The following is a 13963-nucleotide window of genomic DNA, read 5'->3' as shown; positions in this document are numbered from 1 at the left end:
CGTCAGGCGTCGTCGAGCTCGCCGTTCAGTTCGTCCGCGCGTTTCTGCGCGGCGGCGAAATCGAGGTCGCCCGAGTAGATCGCCCGGCCGCAGATCACGCCTTCGACACCTTCGTCTTCCACTTTGCAGAGCTTCTCGATGTCGCCGATATTCGACAGGCCGCCGCTCGCGATCACCGGAATGCCGACCGCCTGCGCGAGCTTCACCGTCGCCTCGATGTTGATGCCTTGCAGCATCCCGTCGCGGCCGATGTCGGTATACACGATCGACTCGACGCCGTAGTCCTCGAACTTCCGCGCGAGATCGATCACTTCGTGGCCCGTGAGCTTGCTCCAGCCGTCAGTCGCGACCTTGCCGTCCTTCGCGTCGAGGCCGACGATGATGCTGCCCGCGAACGCACTGCACGCATCCTGCAGAAAGCCCGGGTCCTTCACCGCCGCCGTGCCGATGATCACGTACGACAGCCCGGCGTCCAGATACTTCTCGATCGTCTCGAGGCTGCGGATGCCGCCGCCCAGCTGCACCGGGATTTCGTTGCCGACCTCCCCGAGAATCGCCTCGATCGCCTCGAGATTCTTCGGTTTGCCGGCGAACGCGCCGTTCAGGTCGACGAGATGCAAACGCCGCGCGCCGAGATCGACCCATTTACGGGCCATCGCCGCAGGATCCTCGGAAAAAATCGTCGCCTGGTCCATATCGCCTTGTTTGAGGCGCACACACTGACCGTCTTTAAGATCGATGGCCGGAATCAGCAGCATAGCAATCGGGTGTTGTCAGGGAAAAATGAAGAGGTCAAGAGGCGCGCGCCGGCCCATCCGGCGCGGTGCCGTCTCGCTAGTTTAGTACAACTCTTTCTGCGTATCCGCTCGCAAGGCCCGTGCGGCGGGCGACTTGCGCACGCCGGATGCGGCTCTCGCGCCACGTTCAGGGGTTCCAATGGACAAAATTCCGGTATAGCCGCAACCCCACTTCCGCGCTCTTTTCCGGGTGAAATTGGGTCGCGAAGAGATTGTCGCGCGCAACCGCGGACGTGAAGATGTCGCCGTATTCGGTCTCGCCCGCAATGTGCGCCGGGTTGTCCGGCACCACGTAATAACTATGCACGAAATAGAAATACGCGTTGTCCGGCACCCCCTCCCACAGCGGGTGCGGCCGCGCCTGGCGCACGCGGTTCCAGCCCATCTGCGGCACCTTGAAACGCGAGCCGTCGTCCTGCAGCCGGCCTTCGAGCTCGAAGCGCAGCACCTTGCCCGGCAGCAGGCCGAGGCCCTTCGTGTCGCCTTCCGCGCTCCAGTCGAACAGCATCTGCTCGCCGACGCACACGCCGAGGAGCGGCTTCGCGCGCGACGCCTCGATCACCGCCTCCTGCAACCCGGACTCGCCGAGGCAGCGCATGCAGTCGGGCATCGCGCCCTGGCCCGGCAGCACGACGCGGTCCGCCGCGCGGATCGCCTCGGGCCGGTCGACGATCTTCACGTCGGCGGCAGGTTCCGCCTTCATGAGCGCCTGCGCGACCGAGCGCAGGTTGCCCATTCCATAATCCACAATCGCAATCGAAGTTTTCATGTCAGTGCAGGCAACAATGCCTTCAGTCCATCGACGATGAATTCCACCGCCAGCGCCGACAGCATCAATCCCATCAAACGCGTGACGATGTTGATGCCGGTGCGGCCGATCCAGTGCGCGATCGGCTCGGCGAGCCGCATCGCAATGAAACAGATGAGCGCGAGCGCCGCGCCGATCGCGACGAGCCCGAGCCGGTCGTACCAGTGCCGGGCGTTCGCCGCGTAGACGATCACCGTGCTGATCGAGCCCGGCCCCGTCAGGAGCGGAATCGCGAGCGGCACGACGGCGACGCTGTTCTTCGACTCCGCCTCGTCGCGCTCCTCGGGCGTCGAGCGCGTGTTGCCGATCTGCGCGTTCAGCATCGAGATCGCCATCAGCAGCATGATGATCCCGCCGCCGACCTCCAGCGAGCCCACCGTGATCCCGAAGAAATCGATGATCTGCTGGCCGAGCAGCGTCGTCACAGCGATCACGCAGAACACGGAGATCGCCGCGATGCGGATCGTGTGTCGCCGCTCGGTTTCCGTCTGCTGGGCCGTCAGGCTCAGGAAAAACGGCACCGCGCCGAGCGGATTGATCAGCGCGAGCAGGGAGATGAACGATTTGAGCAGATCCATCGCAAGCCGGCGCAGCCGCCGCGGCCAGTGGGGTCGTTTTCGCTCCGGCTGGGAATCAGAGGCTGCCCTTCGTCGACGGGATCTGCCCCGCCGCACGCTCGTCGAGCTCCACCGCCATCCGCAGCGCGCGGCCGAACGCCTTGAACACCGTCTCGAGCTGATGGTGCGCATTGACGCCGCGCAGGTTGTCGATATGAAGCGTCACGCCCGCATGATTGACGAAGCCGCGGAAGAATTCGATCGACAGATCGACGTCGAACGTGCCGATTCGCGCACGCGTGAACGGCACGTGGAATTCGAGGCCCGGACGCCCGGAGAAATCGATCACGACGCGCGACAGCGCCTCGTCGAGCGGCACGTACGAATGGCCGTAGCGGCGGATGCCCTTCTTGTCGCCGATCGCCTTCGCGACGGCCTGGCCGAGCGAGATGCCGACGTCCTCGACCGTATGGTGGTCGTCGATATGGGTGTCCCCATGCGCTTCGATGTCGAGATCGACGAGACCATGGCGCGCGATCTGGTCGAGCATATGGTCGAGGAACGGAACGCCGGTCGCGAGTTTTTGCTTGCCGGTGCCATCGAGGTCGATCTTCACACGGATCTGCGTTTCGCTGGTGTTGCGAACGACTTCCGCCACGCGCATGGTGATTCCTTGAATTGACTGGTGTAGATGGGGACGAGAAAGACGGCGCCCCGGGGTGGCCCGTCAGGGCAGCGCCAGCTTCAGTGCGGCCAGAAGACGCGCGTTTTCTTCGGGAGACCCAACCGTTACGCGCACGCAATTGGCGAGCAATGGGTGCATTTTACTCACGTTTTTGATCAAAACCCGCTCAGTCAAAAGTACGTCGAACACGGCGGCCGCATCCGGCACCCGCACGAGCAGAAAATTGCCGGCGCTCGGGAACACCGTCGCGCCCGGCAGCGCGCCGATCGCGTGCGCGAGCCCGGTGCGCGCGTCGCGCAACTGCGCGGCCTGCGCGTCGAGCACGTCGAGGCGCGCGAGCAGGAACTCGGCCGCCGCCTGCGTCAGCACGTTCACGTTGTACGGCGGGCGCACCTTGTCGAACTGCGCGAGCCACGCGGGCAGCCCGACGAGGTAGCCCAAGCGGATGCCGGCCAGGCCGAGCTTAGACATCGTGCGCATCACGACGACGTTGTCGAACTCCGCCGCGCGCGGCAGCCAGCTGCGCTGCGCGAACGGCTGGTACGCCTCGTCGATCACGACGAGGCTCGCCTCCGCGGCCGCGATGATCCGCTCGATGTCCTCGTCCGGATACAGCGTGCCCGTCGGGTTGTTCGGATAGGCGAGATAAACGAGCGCCGGACGGTGCTCGGCGATGGCCGCGAGCATCGCGTCGACGTCGAGTGTCAGGTCGGCCGCGAGCGGCACGCCGACGAACTCGAGCTGCGCGAACTTCGCCGACAGCTCGTACATCACGAAGCCCGGCACCGGCGCGAGCACCTTCGCGCCCGGCTTCGCGCACGCCATCGCGAGCATGCCGATGATCTCGTCCGAGCCGTTGCCGAGCAGCACGTCGCACGCGGCGGGCACGCCCATCGCCGCGCGCAGCTTGTCGATCAGCACGGCGGGACGCGGCGCCGGATAGCGGTTCAGCGCGACGTGCGCGAGCCGCTCGCCGAGCTCGGCCGCAAGCGGCGCAGGCAGCGAATACGGGTTCTCCATCGCGTCGAGCTTCACGAAGCCCGCCGCATCCGGCACCGGGTAGCTCGTCATCGCGAGCACGTCGCGGCGGATGATGTCTTCTGGCGTAGTCATGGTGGCAACGGCGCACGGCGCCGGCATAGTCCCGGCCCAAGCGCCTCGCGCGACGCATGCGTCGCGCGGGAGCCGCTTCGCGGGCGGTCTCGGGTTGTCGTCTTTTTGGCTGGTCTCGTCTCGCGCTTCCGACGCGCTGGGCCTACCTTTAGCCTTTCTGGCGGTCGCCCGCCCCCTTCATCCGGTACTCGGCGCTCTTCGCGTGCGCCTGCAATCCTTCCCCATAGGCGAGTTCGGACGCGATCTCGCCGAGCGTATGCGCGCCTTCGGCGCTCACTTCGATCAGGCTCGAGCGCTTGAAGAAATCGTAGACGCCGAGCGGCGATGAGAAGCGCGCGGTGCGCGACGTCGGCAGCACGTGGTTCGGGCCCGCGCAGTAATCGCCAAGGCTCTCGCTCGTGTAGCGGCCGAGGAAGATCGCGCCCGCGTGGCGGATCTGCTTGCCCCATTGCTGCGGCTCGAGCGCGGAGATTTCGAGGTGCTCGGGCGCGATGTCGTTCGCAATCTTGCACGCCTCGCTCATGTCGCGCACCTTGACGAGCGCACCGCGGCCTTCGAGCGACGCGCGGATCACATCCTGGCGCGGCATCGTCGGCAGCAGCTCGTCGATCGCCTTCTCGACGCGCTCGATGAACGCATCGTCCGGGCACAGCAGGATCGACTGCGCGAGCTCGTCGTGCTCGGCCTGCGAGAACAGGTCCATCGCGACCCACGACGGATCGGTCGTGCCGTCGCACAGCACGAGGATCTCGGACGGCCCGGCGATCATGTCGATGCCGACGGTGCCGAACACGCGGCGCTTCGCCGACGCGACGTACGCGTTACCCGGGCCGCAGATCTTGTCGACGGCAGGCACTGTCGCCGTGCCGTACGCGAGCGCGGCCACCGCCTGCGCGCCGCCGATCGTGAACACGCGGTCGACGCCGCCGAGGAACGCGGCGGCGAGCACGAGGTCGTTCTTCACGCCGTCCGGCGTCGGCACGACCATCACGATCTCGCCGACGCCCGCGACGCGCGCGGGAATCGCGTTCATCAGCACCGACGACGGATACGCCGCCTTGCCGCCCGGCACGTACAGGCCGACGCGGTCGAGCGGCGTCACCTTCTGGCCGAGCACGGTGCCGTCGGATTCCGTGTACTGCCAGCTGTGGCTGCCGCACTCGATCTTCTGCTTCTCGTGGTAGCCGCGCACGCGCGCGGCCGCCGCCTCCAGCGCCGCGCGGCGCTTCGGCTCGAGGCTTTCGAGCGCCGCCGCCAGCGCGCCCTGCGGCAGCTCGAGCGCCGCGACGCTCTCTGCGTTCAGCCGGTCGAAGCGGTTCGTGTAGTCGAGCACCGCGGCGTCGCCGCGCGCCCTCACGTCCGCGAGGATCTGCGCGACCGAGCGCTCGATCGCGTCATCTTCGCTCGCCTCGAACGCGAGCACCGCGCGCAATTCGGCCGCGAATCCTTCGCTTGCCGAATCGAGTTTGCGAATCTTGATAGCCATGCTGTCATCCGTTCCGGTAATGCGCCGAAAACCGCGAGGGTCAGGCTCCGCTCCGCTGCGACGCGCGTTCGAACGCGTCGAGGAACGGCTTCAGCGCGGCGCGCTTCAGTTTCAGCGCGGCCTGGTTCACGACGAGGCGCGACGAGATCGGCATGATCTCCTCGACCTCGACCAGATTGTTCGCCTTCAGCGTGCCGCCAGAACTGACAAGGTCGACGATCGCGTCGGCCAGGCCCACGAGCGGCGCAAGCTCCATCGAGCCGTACAGCTTGATCAGGTCGACATGCACGCCCTTCGCGGCGAAGTGCTCGCGGGCGGTCTCGACGTACTTCGTCGCGACGCGCAGCCGCGCGCCCTGGCGCACCGCGTTCGCGTAGTCGAAGCCCGCCGGCACGGCAACCGACATCCGGCAGCACGCGATGTTCAGATCGATCGGCTGATACAGCCCGCCGCCGCCGTGCTCGAGCAGCACGTCCTTGCCGGCGACGCCGAAATCGGCCGCGCCATACTCGACGTAGGTCGGCACGTCGGTCGCACGCACGACGATCACGCGCAGGTTCGGGTCGGTGGTCGGCAGGATCAGCTTGCGCGACGTCTCCGGATCCTCGGCGACCGTCACGCCCGCCGCCGCGAGAAGCGGCACGGTTTCCTCGAAGATACGCCCTTTCGACAGCGCCAGCGTCAGCGGTGCGGTCATGCTTCGCTCCCTGAAATGCGGCGCACGTTCGCGCCGACGGCCGTCAGCTTCGCTTCCATCCGGTCGTAGCCGCGGTCCAAATGATAGATGCGGTCGACGAGCGTCTCGCCTTCCGCGCAAAGGCCGGCGATCACGAGGCTCGCCGATGCGCGCAGGTCGGTCGCCATCACGCTCGCGCCGGACAGCTTGGGCACGCCCGTGACGAGCGCCGTGTTGCCGTCGACCGCGATGCTCGCGCCGAGGCGGTTCAGCTCCTGCACGTGCATGAAGCGGTTCTCGAAGATCGTCTCGATCACCTGCGCGGAGCCGTCCGCGACCGCATTCAGCGCCATGAACTGCGCCTGCATGTCGGTCGGGAACGCCGGGTATTCCGACGTGCGGATCGCAACCGCGCCGGGGCGGCGGTCCATCTTCACGCGCAGCCGGTCGCCGCCTTCTTCGATCGTCACGCCCGCTTCGCGCAGCTTGTCGATCACCGCGTCGAGGATCTGCGCGCGCATGCCGGTCAGCGTCACGTCGCCGCCCGCCGCCGCGACCGCGCACAGAAACGTGCCCGCCTCGATCCGGTCCGGGATCACCGCGTGCGTCGCGCCGTGCAGCCTGTCGACACCCTGGATCACGAGCCGGTCGGTGCCGATCCCGTCGATCCTCGCGCCCATCGCGACGAGCAGGTGCGCGAGATCCGACACTTCGGGCTCGCGCGCGGCGTTCTCGATCACCGTCTCGCCGTCCGCGAGCGTCGCCGCCATCAGCAGGTTCTCGGTGCCCGTCACGGTGATCATGTCGGTGACGATCCGCGCGCCCTTCAGGCGCTTCGCGCGCGCCTCGATGTAACCGTGCTCGATGTGGATCTCGGCGCCCATCGCCTGCAGGCCCTTGATGTGCTGGTCGACGGGCCGCGCGCCGATCGCGCAGCCGCCCGGCAGCGACACCTTCGCATAGCCGAAGCGCGCAAGCAGCGGGCCGAGCACGAGGATCGACGCGCGCATCGTCTTCACGAGTTCGTACGGCGCGACCGGATTGTCGACACGCGACGCGTCGAGCACGACGCGCGCGCCGTCCGTCTCTTCGCGCATGCCCATCTGGTCGAGCAGCCTGAGCGTCGTCCGCACGTCCTTCAGGTTCGGCACGTTGTCGAGATGGACCGGCTCGGCGGTCAAGAGACCCGCGCAGAGGATCGGCAGCGCGGCGTTCTTCGCGCCCGACACGGCGATCTCGCCCGCCAAGCGGCGGCCGCCCTCGATCACGAGCTTGTCCGTTGCATGCGCGTGCGCATCCCGATTGCCGGCCGGGGTTGCCGTGGCGACGCGCTCGACGGCGCCGTGTTCGTTGACGGTGACTTGCACTGGCTGTTTCCGGTTATACGTTCTGCCATTCGGCGGGCGTCAGCGTCTTCATGCTGAGCGCGTGGATTTCCTGCTTCATGCGGTCGCCGAGCGCCGCATAGACGAGCTGATGCCGCTGGATCGGCCGCTTGCCCTCGAATGCGGGCGAGACGATCGTCGCGAAGAAATGCTGGCCGTCGCCTTCGACTTCCAGATGAGTGCAGGCAAGGCCCGCCTCGATGTATTGCTTGACCAGTTCGGGAGTCGGCAACATGAAATGTGCTCCTGTCAGTACGCGCCGGGCCGCCCGACGCGAATCGACGTGCGCCCACGGGCGGCGGCGAACGCAGCGAGCGGCAGTCGTTTCATATCAATGACGCAGTTTGTAGCCGGTGGCGAGGAGCCGCATCGCGATCAACGCGAGCAGCACGAAGAACCCGGCGACGACCGCGAGGCTGGCGAGCGGATCCACGTCGGCGACGCCGAAGAACCCGTAGCGGAAGCCGTCGATCATGTAGAAAAACGGATTGAGCCGCGACACCTCGCGCCACACGGGCGGCAGCGAGTGCGTCGAATAGAACACGCCCGACAGGAACGTGAGCGGCATGATGAGGAAGTTCTGGAACGCGGCGAGCTGATCGAACTTCTCGGCCCAGATCCCCGCGATCAAGCCGAGCGTGCCGAGGATCGCCGAGCCGAACAGCGCGAACGCGAGGATGTAGAGCGGCGCGGCGAAGCTCATCGGAATGAACCAGACCGTGACGATGAACACGCCCGCGCCGACCGCGAGCCCGCGCACGACGGACGCGAGCACGTACGCGCCGAAGATGTCCGCGTGCGACAGCGGCGGCAGCAGCATGAACACGAGGTTGCCCGTGATCTTCGACTGGATCAGCGACGACGAGCTGTTCGCGAACGCGTTCTGCAGCACGCTCATCATCACGAGGCCGGGCACGAGGAAGCTCACGTACGCGACGCCCGGATACACCTCGACGCGGCCCGTGAGCGCGTGGCCGAAGATCGTCAGATAGAGGAGCGCCGTGACGACGGGCGCGAGCACCGTCTGGAACGACACCTTCCAGAACCGCAGAATTTCCTTGTAGAACAGCGTGCGAAACCCGCTCATGCCAACCCCTCGATCACATCGGCGCCGTTCATCACTTGCACGAACACATCCTCCAGATCGGCCTTGCGGATCTCGATCTCGTCGAAGCCGCAGCCGGCCGCGCGGCACAGCGACAGGATTCGCTCGACCTCGTCGTAATCGGTGAGCCGCAGCAGATGCTCGGGCGCGGCAGCCGGCGCGGGCTCGGCTTCGAGCGCGCGCAGCTCGGCGGGCAGCGCGCCGTGCGACAGCCGCACGAACAGTTGCAGCCCCGAGAAGCGCTGCAGCAGCGCGCGCGTGCGGTCGAGCGCGACGACTTCGCCGCGCCTGAGCATCGCGATGCGGTCGCAGAGCGATTCCGCCTCTTCGAGGTAGTGGGTCGTCAGCACGATCGTGTGGCCCTCGCGGTTCAGCCGCGAGATGAACTTCCACAGCGTCTGGCGCAGCTCGACGTCGACGCCCGCCGTCGGCTCGTCGAGCACGATCACGGGCGGCCGGTGCACGAGCGCCTGCGCGACGAGCACGCGCCGCTTCATCCCGCCCGACAGCGCACGCATGTTCGCGTCGGCCTTTTCGGTGAGATCGAGGTTCGCCATCACTTCGTCGATCCAGTCGTCGTTGCGGTGAAGTCCGAAATAGCCGGACTGGATCCGCAGCGTCTCGCGAACCGTGAAGAACGGATCGAACACCAGTTCCTGCGGAACAACGCCGAGCGCGCGCCGCGCCGCCCGAAAATCCTTGACGACGTCGTGGCCGCGCACGGTGACGGTGCCTTCGTCGGCGCGCGCGAGGCCGGCGAGAATGCTGATGAGTGTGGTCTTGCCTGCGCCGTTCGGGCCGAGCAGACCGAAAAACTCGCCTTCCTCGACCGACAGGCTGACGCCCTTGAGCGCCTGAAGCGACTTGTAGCGCTTCTTGACGTGACGGATTTCTATGGCTGACATGACTGAGCGCGGCACAACGGCCGCGACGCCTTCTTTATGCTCGATGCAAATGGGGGAAATGGGGACTGTTCGGCAGTCCCGCAAAATGGTTGATTATAGGGCAAACCGGCGAGGCCGGCCGGCGCGGGGAACCCGGAGCCGGAACCCTGAAGCGCAAGCCCGTTGACGGCGTGAACAGGCGATAGGCCCGCGGGCGGCGTGGCAGCCGGCGGCGGGCCCGGACGCGAGCGTCAATGTCGCGCGGAGAGAAGCGCGTCGATGCCGTACGCCTGCGCGAGACTCGCAAGCTTCGGCGGCAGATTGAGGATGTCGAGCGTCACGCCGCGCGCACGCGCGGCGCGCTGCCATGCGAGCAGCACTGCGAGCGCCGACGAATCGAATTGCGCGAGCGCCCCGCAATCGACGGTCGTCGCGCCCGCATCGATGCGTGCAAGCCCCTCCGCGAGCGCGGCCGTCGCGCTCGCGTGGGTCAGCGTAGCACCGGAGTCGAAGCGGCTCACGATGCCTGCTTGCCCGACGCAAGCTGCTGGTTGCGCTCGGTCAGGAACTGGATCAGACCGTCGACGCCGCTTTGCTGGATCTTCTCGCTGAACTGCTGCTGGTACGTCTGGATCAGCCATGCGCCCAGCACGTTCAGGTCATACACGCGCCAGCCCTGCGCCGTCTTGTACAGGCGATAGTCGATCTGCACCGGCTGGCCATTGTTCATCGCAACCGTGCGCACGACGACGTCGGTCGCATCCGCATCGGCGCGGAACGGCGGGTACTGGATCTGCTGATCCGGCTTCAGCTGAGCGAGCGCGCCCGAATACGTGCGGATCAGCAGTTGCTTGAACTGCTCGATCACCTGCTGCTGCTGCGCGGGCGTCGCGGTGCGCCAGTTGCGGCCCATCGCGAGCTGCGTCGTGCGGCGGAAATCGGTGTACGGCAGGATGTCCTTGTTGACGATCGTGATGATGCGGGCGGTATCGCCCTGCTTGATCGTCTGCGCGCGCACTTCGTCGAGCACCTGCTGCGTCGCGGACTTGATGAGCGCCTGCGGATTCGACTGGTCGACTTCCGCGTGCGCGGTTGCCGCGCCGAACGAGAACAGCGCAGCAAAGACGGGGATCAGAAACAGTTTCTTCATAGGTATGACCTGCTTATGTGAGTCGATGCCAATCTTGGAACCGTCGATGGCGGCGCAAGTTCGCGCCGGCCGCCGTCAGAATCGTTTCCGGCTGTAACGAATGTAAGTGCCGGATCAGTGCAGCCGGATGCTCGGGAAGCGGATGCCGCCCGGCGACGGCGGCACGACCTGCTGCGCGGGCACGTTGGTCGCGCTGCTCGGGTTCGGTGCCGCGGCCGATGCAGGCGCCGCAGCCGCCGGCGCCGATACCGGGGCCGCGCCGGATGCCGCAGCCGGTGCGGAAGCCGCAGCCGCGCCGCTCGCGGGCGCCGCGGCGCCCTCTTCCGGCATCTCGTAATTCGGCGGCGGCGCTTCGTTGCCGTAGTCCGGCAGGTTCGACTGCGCGGCCGTGCCTCCGCCGATCAGTGCCTGACGGCGCTGCAGGTACGCGTTGCGCACGAACGAGTACTTGTCGATCGCGGCCGCCTCGAGCACGTCGCCCGCGCCGAGCAGGTTCGCCCGCGTGTTGACGAGGTTCAGGCCGAACAGGCCCCAGCTCACGCTGTCGGGCCGCACGTAGGTGAGCGGATTGCCGGCATAGTCGACGGCAAGGCCCGCCGTGTCGCGCACCGTGCTCGGGCCGAGCAGCGGCAGCACGAGGTACGGGCCGCTCGGCACGCCGTAGTGGCCGAGCGTGATGCCGAAGTCGTTTGCATGCTTCGGCAGGTTCGCGAGCGTCGCGACGTCGAACAGGCCGCCGACACCGAACACCGTGTTGATCACGACCCGCATGATGTCGCCGACGCCGTCGGCGATCTTCAGTTGCACGATGTTGTTCGCCGCGATGTAGACGTCGCCGATGTTCGAGAAGAAGTTCGTCACGCTGTCGCGCATCGGCTGCGGCACCGCCCATTGGTAGCCGCGCGCGACGGGCTTGAGCGCGTAGTGGTCGACCGTGTCGTTGAACGTGTACATCGTCCGGTTGAAGCCTTCGAACGGATCGCCCTTCGTCGGCGTATGCACGGTCGCGCAACCGCTCAATGCCGCGGCCGCCGTGATCGCCAGCACCGCCTGGCTGATGCGGATCGTCTGCATGATGTTCTTCCCCTCGTTTCTTCTGTCGTGTTCCGCTTGCGCGACGTTCATTGCGCCGCCGCGCCCGAAGCAGCCGACGCAGGCACACCCGACGCGGCAGGCGCCGGCGCGCCCAACGCCGCGGCGGCCGGCTTTGCGCCGCCCGCGTCCGCGGCCTTGCTGTACAGGAACTGGCCGATCAGGTTCTCGAGCACGATCGCAGACTGCGTCATCGTGATCGTGTCGCCCGCCTTCAGCATTTCCGTGTCGCCGCCCGGCTCGAGGCCGATGTACTGCTCGCCGAGCAGGCCCGACGTCAGGATCTTCGCCGAAGAATCCTTCGGAAACGGATACTGCTTGTCGATATCGATCGTGACGACCGCCTGGTAGGTGTTCGTGTCGAAGCCGATCGAGCCGACGCGGCCGACGACGACGCCCGCGCTCTTCACGGGCGCGCGCGGCTTCAGGCCGCCGATGTTGTCGAACTTCAGCTTGACCGCGTAAGTCGGCTGAAACGACAGCGAACTCATGTTGCCGACCTTCAGCGCGAGAAACAGCAACGCGAGAAAGCCCAACACTACGAAGAGGCCGACCCAGAAGTCGAGAGCAATCTTTTTCATCGTCATCCCAGAAAAGGCTTAGCTGAACATCAACGCGGTCAGCAGGAAATCGAGGCCGAGTACGGCGAGCGATGCGTACACGACAGTCTTGGTCGTCGCGTGCGACACGCCCTCGGGCGTCGGCTTCGCTTCGTAACCCTGAAACAGTGCGATAAACGTGACGGCGAAACCGAACACGATGCTCTTCAGCACGCCGTTGCCGATGTCGGCCCACACTTCGACGCCGCCTTGCATCTGCGACCAGAACGCGCCGGGATCGACGCCGATCAGCAGCACGCCGACGATGTAGCCGCCGAGCACGCCGACCGCGCTGAAGATCGCGGCGAGGAGCGGCATTGCGATGACGCCCGCCCACATCCGCGGCGCGATCACGTTCTTGAGCGGGTCGACCGCCATCATCTCGAGCGCGGTGAGCTGTTCGCCCGCCTTCATGAGGCCGATCTCGGCCGTGAGCGACGTGCCCGCGCGGCCCGCGAACAGCAGCGCCGACACGACGGGGCCCAGCTCGCGCACGAGCGACAGCGCGACGAGGAGGCCGAGCGCCTGCTCGGAGCCGTAGCGGTTCAGCGTGTAGTAGCCCTGCAAGCCGAGCACGAAGCCGACGAAGAGGCCCGACACAGCGATGATCACGAACGAATAATTGCCGAGGAAGTGGATCTGCTTCGTGACGAGCCGCGGCCGCCTCAGCAGCGAGAAGAATTCGAGCACGACGCGCGCGAACATCCGGGTCGCGTAGCCCGTGCGCTCGAGTCCGCCGAGCACGAAACGTCCGATCGCGCTGATCATCTGCGCCCTCCGCCAAGGCCGAAATCCGCCGCGAGCGGCTGGCTCATGTAATGAAATTTGAACGGGCCGTCCGGCGCGCCGTCGATGAACTGGCGCACGCTCGGATCAGTCGACGCACGAAGCTCGTCGGGCGTGCCCTCGGCGAGGACGCCGCCGTTCGCGAGGAAGTAGACATAGTCGGCGATCGCGAACGATTCCGGCACGTCGTGCGTGACGAGGATCGACGTCGCGCCGAGCGCGTGGTTCAGCGTGCGGATCAGGTTCGCCGTGATGCCGAGCGAAATCGGGTCGAGGCCCGCGAACGGCTCATCGTACATGATGAGTTGCGGATCGAGCGCGATCGCTCGCGCGAGCGCGATGCGCCGCGCCATCCCGCCCGATACTTCGGACGGCATCAGGTTGCGCGCGCCGCGCAGGCCGACCGCGTTGAGCTTCATCAGCACGAGATCGCGGATCAGGTCTTCCGGCAGGTTCGTGTGCTCGCGAAGCGCGAATGCAACGTTGTCGAACACCGACATATCGGTGAAGAGCGCGCCGAACTGGAACAGCATGCCCATCTTTCGGCGCAGCGCGTACAGGCCGTCGCGCGTCTGCGCGCCGACGTCGGCGCCGTCGAACAGCACCTGGCCGCGGCGCGCACGCACGAGGCCGCCGATCAGGCGCAGCACGGTGGTCTTGCCGCAGCCGGAACCGCCCATCACCGCGACCACCTGGCCGCGCGCGAAGCGCATGTTCAGATTCGACAGGACGAGGCGCTCGCCGTAGCCGAAATCGACGTCGTGAAGCGCTAGCAGGGACTCGGAGGAGGAGCTCACGGAGCTGACAATCCTTATACGCAGAACGCCGAATTATAGGGCC

At 66.6% G+C, this 13963-nt stretch carries 17 protein-coding genes; all 17 read right to left on the bottom strand.

What is annotated here, in order from left to right:
- Positions 1–2: 2 nt before the first annotated feature.
- Positions 3–758: a 1-(5-phosphoribosyl)-5-[(5-phosphoribosylamino)methylideneamino]imidazole-4-carboxamide isomerase gene (gene hisA, locus WS70_RS02170; protein ID WP_059472235.1), complete on the bottom strand. Its 756-nt coding sequence runs from the start codon at positions 756–758 to the stop codon at positions 3–5.
- Positions 759–924: 166 nt separating this feature from the next.
- Positions 925–1566 carry an imidazole glycerol phosphate synthase subunit HisH gene (gene hisH / locus WS70_RS02165; protein ID WP_059472234.1) on the bottom strand — a complete coding sequence of 214 codons (642 nt, stop codon included), beginning with the start codon at positions 1564–1566 and terminating at the stop codon, positions 925–927.
- Positions 1563–2183 (bottom strand): YchE family NAAT transporter, encoded by a 621-nt coding sequence (locus WS70_RS02160; RefSeq protein ID WP_059472233.1) that lies wholly within the window; start codon positions 2181–2183, stop codon positions 1563–1565. Before WS70_RS02160 ends, hisH begins: the two co-directional genes overlap by 4 nt.
- 55 nt (positions 2184–2238) lie before the next feature.
- Positions 2239–2826: an imidazoleglycerol-phosphate dehydratase HisB gene (gene hisB / locus WS70_RS02155; RefSeq protein WP_059472232.1), complete on the bottom strand. Its 588-nt coding sequence runs from the start codon at positions 2824–2826 to the stop codon at positions 2239–2241.
- A 63-nt stretch (positions 2827–2889) separates the two neighbouring features.
- Positions 2890–3960, bottom strand: a complete 1071-nt coding sequence (gene hisC, locus WS70_RS02150) for a histidinol-phosphate transaminase (protein ID WP_059472231.1) — start codon at positions 3958–3960, stop codon at positions 2890–2892.
- A 148-nt stretch (positions 3961–4108) separates the two neighbouring features.
- On the bottom strand, positions 4109–5446 hold the full coding sequence (hisD, locus tag WS70_RS02145; protein WP_059472230.1) for a histidinol dehydrogenase: 1338 nt from the start codon (positions 5444–5446) through the stop codon (positions 4109–4111).
- A gap of 40 nt (positions 5447–5486) precedes the next feature.
- The gene (hisG, locus tag WS70_RS02140) at positions 5487–6143 is read right to left on the bottom strand and encodes an ATP phosphoribosyltransferase (protein WP_059472229.1); all 657 of its coding nucleotides are present in this window, start codon (positions 6141–6143) and stop codon (positions 5487–5489) included.
- Positions 6140–7489, bottom strand: a complete 1350-nt coding sequence (murA, locus tag WS70_RS02135) for a UDP-N-acetylglucosamine 1-carboxyvinyltransferase (RefSeq protein WP_059598038.1) — start codon at positions 7487–7489, stop codon at positions 6140–6142. Before murA ends, hisG begins: the two co-directional genes overlap by 4 nt.
- 13 nt (positions 7490–7502) lie before the next feature.
- Positions 7503–7742, bottom strand: a complete 240-nt coding sequence (locus WS70_RS02130) for a BolA family protein (protein WP_059472227.1) — start codon at positions 7740–7742, stop codon at positions 7503–7505.
- Between the two features lie 96 nt (positions 7743–7838).
- The gene (locus WS70_RS02125) at positions 7839–8594 is read right to left on the bottom strand and encodes an ABC transporter permease (protein ID WP_059598037.1); all 756 of its coding nucleotides are present in this window, start codon (positions 8592–8594) and stop codon (positions 7839–7841) included.
- Positions 8591–9517, bottom strand: a complete 927-nt coding sequence (locus tag WS70_RS02120) for an ABC transporter ATP-binding protein (RefSeq protein WP_059472225.1) — start codon at positions 9515–9517, stop codon at positions 8591–8593. The genes WS70_RS02125 and WS70_RS02120 overlap by 4 nt, the downstream gene beginning before the upstream one ends.
- 230 nt (positions 9518–9747) lie before the next feature.
- Positions 9748–10017, bottom strand: coding sequence for an STAS domain-containing protein (locus tag WS70_RS02110; protein ID WP_059472224.1), 270 nt, complete (start codon positions 10015–10017; stop codon positions 9748–9750).
- A complete protein-coding gene (locus tag WS70_RS02105) occupies positions 10014–10646 on the bottom strand; it encodes an MlaC/ttg2D family ABC transporter substrate-binding protein (RefSeq protein ID WP_059472223.1) in 633 nt (210 codons plus the stop codon). Before WS70_RS02105 ends, WS70_RS02110 begins: the two co-directional genes overlap by 4 nt.
- A 114-nt stretch (positions 10647–10760) precedes the next feature.
- Entirely contained in the window at positions 10761–11720 is a 960-nt protein-coding gene (locus tag WS70_RS02100) for an MlaA family lipoprotein (RefSeq protein WP_059472258.1), read from the bottom strand.
- A 47-nt stretch (positions 11721–11767) separates the two neighbouring features.
- Positions 11768–12325 carry an outer membrane lipid asymmetry maintenance protein MlaD gene (mlaD, locus tag WS70_RS02095; RefSeq protein WP_059472222.1) on the bottom strand — a complete coding sequence of 186 codons (558 nt, stop codon included), beginning with the start codon at positions 12323–12325 and terminating at the stop codon, positions 11768–11770.
- 12 nt (positions 12326–12337) lie between these two features.
- On the bottom strand, positions 12338–13105 hold the full coding sequence (gene mlaE / locus WS70_RS02090) for a lipid asymmetry maintenance ABC transporter permease subunit MlaE (protein WP_059472221.1): 768 nt from the start codon (positions 13103–13105) through the stop codon (positions 12338–12340).
- The gene (locus WS70_RS02085; protein ID WP_059472220.1) at positions 13102–13920 is read right to left on the bottom strand and encodes an ABC transporter ATP-binding protein; all 819 of its coding nucleotides are present in this window, start codon (positions 13918–13920) and stop codon (positions 13102–13104) included. Before WS70_RS02085 ends, mlaE begins: the two co-directional genes overlap by 4 nt.
- Between the last annotated feature and the right edge of the window lie 43 nt (positions 13921–13963).

Source organism: Burkholderia mayonis (assembly GCF_001523745.2).
GTDB lineage: Bacteria > Pseudomonadota > Gammaproteobacteria > Burkholderiales > Burkholderiaceae > Burkholderia > Burkholderia mayonis.
This window is presented reverse-complemented; position numbering and strand designations above follow the sequence as displayed.

Coding starts and splice junctions, on each gene's coding strand:
- hisA (WP_059472235.1), bottom strand. CDS start 758: ATGCTGCTGATTCCGGCCATCGATCTTAAAGACGGTCAGTGTGTGCGC.
- hisH (WP_059472234.1), bottom strand. CDS start 1,566: ATGAAAACTTCGATTGCGATTGTGGATTATGGAATGGGCAACCTGCGC.
- WS70_RS02160 (WP_059472233.1), bottom strand. CDS start 2,183: ATGGATCTGCTCAAATCGTTCATCTCCCTGCTCGCGCTGATCAATCCG.
- hisB (WP_059472232.1), bottom strand. CDS start 2,826: ATGCGCGTGGCGGAAGTCGTTCGCAACACCAGCGAAACGCAGATCCGT.
- hisC (WP_059472231.1), bottom strand. CDS start 3,960: ATGACTACGCCAGAAGACATCATCCGCCGCGACGTGCTCGCGATGACG.
- hisD (WP_059472230.1), bottom strand. CDS start 5,446: ATGGCTATCAAGATTCGCAAACTCGATTCGGCAAGCGAAGGATTCGCG.
- hisG (WP_059472229.1), bottom strand. CDS start 6,143: ATGACCGCACCGCTGACGCTGGCGCTGTCGAAAGGGCGTATCTTCGAG.
- WS70_RS02130 (WP_059472227.1), bottom strand. CDS start 7,742: ATGTTGCCGACTCCCGAACTGGTCAAGCAATACATCGAGGCGGGCCTT.
- WS70_RS02125 (WP_059598037.1), bottom strand. CDS start 8,594: ATGAGCGGGTTTCGCACGCTGTTCTACAAGGAAATTCTGCGGTTCTGG.
- WS70_RS02120 (WP_059472225.1), bottom strand. CDS start 9,517: ATGTCAGCCATAGAAATCCGTCACGTCAAGAAGCGCTACAAGTCGCTT.
- WS70_RS02105 (WP_059472223.1), bottom strand. CDS start 10,646: ATGAAGAAACTGTTTCTGATCCCCGTCTTTGCTGCGCTGTTCTCGTTC.
- WS70_RS02100 (WP_059472258.1), bottom strand. CDS start 11,720: ATGCAGACGATCCGCATCAGCCAGGCGGTGCTGGCGATCACGGCGGCC.
- mlaD (WP_059472222.1), bottom strand. CDS start 12,325: ATGACGATGAAAAAGATTGCTCTCGACTTCTGGGTCGGCCTCTTCGTA.
- mlaE (WP_059472221.1), bottom strand. CDS start 13,105: ATGATCAGCGCGATCGGACGTTTCGTGCTCGGCGGACTCGAGCGCACG.